This window comes from Actinoplanes sp. NPDC051470 (assembly GCF_040682035.1).
GTDB lineage: Bacteria > Actinomycetota > Actinomycetes > Mycobacteriales > Micromonosporaceae > Actinoplanes.
Window position 1 is genome coordinate 167,919 of the sequence record NZ_JBFBAA010000021.1, and the last position, 2,503, is coordinate 170,421.

Here is a 2,503-nt window from a genome sequence, read left to right on the forward strand (position 1 = left end):
CGATCGGCCGAGCGAGCTGCCGCCGCTCCACTCGGGGCGCTTTTCCTGTCCAGGGTCCGCGAACCGGCCCAACCACGCCGCCCCCACGGGGCTAAGACCTCAGCCACTATGCCCAGCGGCTCTAGCACTTCCTGGGCTTGCGCCGGGTCGACGCCGGGTGGCGACCCACCGTGGAGGGAGACCGAAGATCGTGTTTTGCATCCCGCAATCCGACCACGCGGTGCCAGCCCACCAGCCAATGAGGTCCCACGTATGTCCATGCCAAGCCATCACGGCCGGGCTGATCCTCCTCCGCTGGACGCGCACTCCTGCTTCGCGGAAATGTCCACCGGTCCAGTTGGCTCGAGGGAAGGGGCTCCCGACGCGGTGCTCGCCATGACCGCTGCCGGCCAGACGTGCACGCGGTCGCCGTCGGCCGCGGCGGTGCGGATGGTCAGGCCCAGGTCGAGGTGATCGTGGCCAATCCAGCCGAGGGCGCCCAACGCTCAATAGGTCAGCCTCGCGCGGATTCCCGACCCAGCGATTCCCAACGACGCCATCCGTCCAATCCCTCGGACGCGTAACGCCGATCCTCTGGTCCGACGCTTCGGATCTGTTGCCGGCTCGATTACAGGCGATGAGCCAGCTACGGCTGCCGGTGGGGCCAGGAGCTCCGTGTGGTGGACCACCGGTACAAACGTCGACCCAGCCGTTCGGTGCTCTGTGTTCGGCCGACCTCGCCAGCCACCGCCCAGTCTGAAGCCGTAGTTGGGCTCGGGAGAAGAGCTGCGCGGCGCATCCCAGCCCGTGTAGGCGCCCGAGGGCTCGTACTCGGTCATCTGTGCCGCATGGTTCAGCAGTCGGCCAGAGGGAGTGCCGGGCCACTCCGTGGGTCGATGGCCCGCTATCCGACTTTCCTCGCTACCCCGCACTCATGGGTAGAACCCAGGCATAGGCGAGGTGGCCCGCACCGGCTCGGCCTCGGCCGAGGCCGACGACCTCGAAGCTGCGGTTGGCACGACACTCACCTCATCTCCATGGCGCGTTCCGTTGGGCGCAACTCCGTCTCGCGCGCGATCGTCAGGACGCCCCAGCAGGAGCCGCTGGTACGAGGCGGAGCGGGAGACAGCGCTAGACGGCCGACACACAGATCCGTCGTGGCTCGCCGGCCAAGCGAGCGGCGAGGTTCCGCGGCTGCTGCTGGCAGCTGAGCCGAGCGGCTTCATCGGCTCTGTACGACCTACGTCGACCATGGCTCTATGTCGGGGCCAGCCGGACCACTCGATCGGGCGCCCCTGTCGTGATGGCCCCGCCGACAACACCCCGTCAGACATGCCACTACCCACGCTGCGGTCACCTCGCGCGGTGACCGCAATTCAGGTCCTTCGACCCCAGCCGGCGACTGCCGTTGCGCGCTGTCCACCGTCCTGCCTCGTGGATGGCCTGATGCCCGACCGCCCACGTGGGCACGTATCGGCCGCGTTCACCGCCATGGCGTCGAGGTGTTAGCTCGAGGCCATTGCAGGTGACTGGGTCTCGATTGACCCGCACCACGGCAGCCGGAGGGCGGCGGCGGCGGAAAACTCCGCTGTTTCACGTGAAACGGCCCGCTTTCTGACTGTCTACACCCGCCGCTCCAGGCGCCCGACAGAGGCTGGTTTCACGTGGAACAGGGGGCGCGCTGAGCACCGGTCGATGGTCAAATGCATGCCGGAGGTGGGTTTTATGAGGACCGGGCTGGTACGGCGTCGGCGGGTTAAATGGACCCCGGCGGACACCAGTTGCGTCCCTATACCCAACTCAACTGCCGCGCGCGTCGTGCTAGCCAGCCGACCGCCCAGCCCGCGCCAAGGACACCAGCCTCACTGAGCCACTCTGGCCATGCCGACTACCACTTCCACCCGACGAGTGCGCCGAACCGACGACATTGGGGGAGTAACCAATTCAGTCCTCGGGCCGGGCCACGCACCGTCGCCGCCCAAGCTGTCGCCTGCACTCGATGACGAGCGCAGCAAGGCGCTGCGAGGCCTCATGACGACGAGTAGGCGTCTGCTCATCAAGAGCGGGTCTCGATCCGGCGCTCATGGAGGTTGGCGTGATCCAGTCCGGGCGGTCGTCAGACGTGCCTCTATCGTCTGGGCCTGATCCTCAGGAAGGACTAGCGGCACCGATCCGCCGGCAACCTCGGCGGCCGGAATGGCCGACGACATTTCAGCAACCTAGGTTGCGAACGCTGGCCGGATCCGTCGACCAGCGGCCAACGACTCCAGCCATCTCGGCAGGGAGGCGCCGGCCTTGTTTCACGTGAAACAACAGGCGCGGGCCAGCCGAGATGACTCGCGCGACCTAGAACCTCTTGGCACCGCCGCCAGCGAGACCTGCATGGCGAGATGGATCCCCCACGTCTGATGCCCCTGAGCACGTGGATAGGGGCTAGTCCCTGTCGCCTCTGGCGAGGTGGCCCGTTCCGGGCTGAAAATGGGTGTTGGTCGCTCGCTGACGTCGTGTCTCCTTGATCCGTACG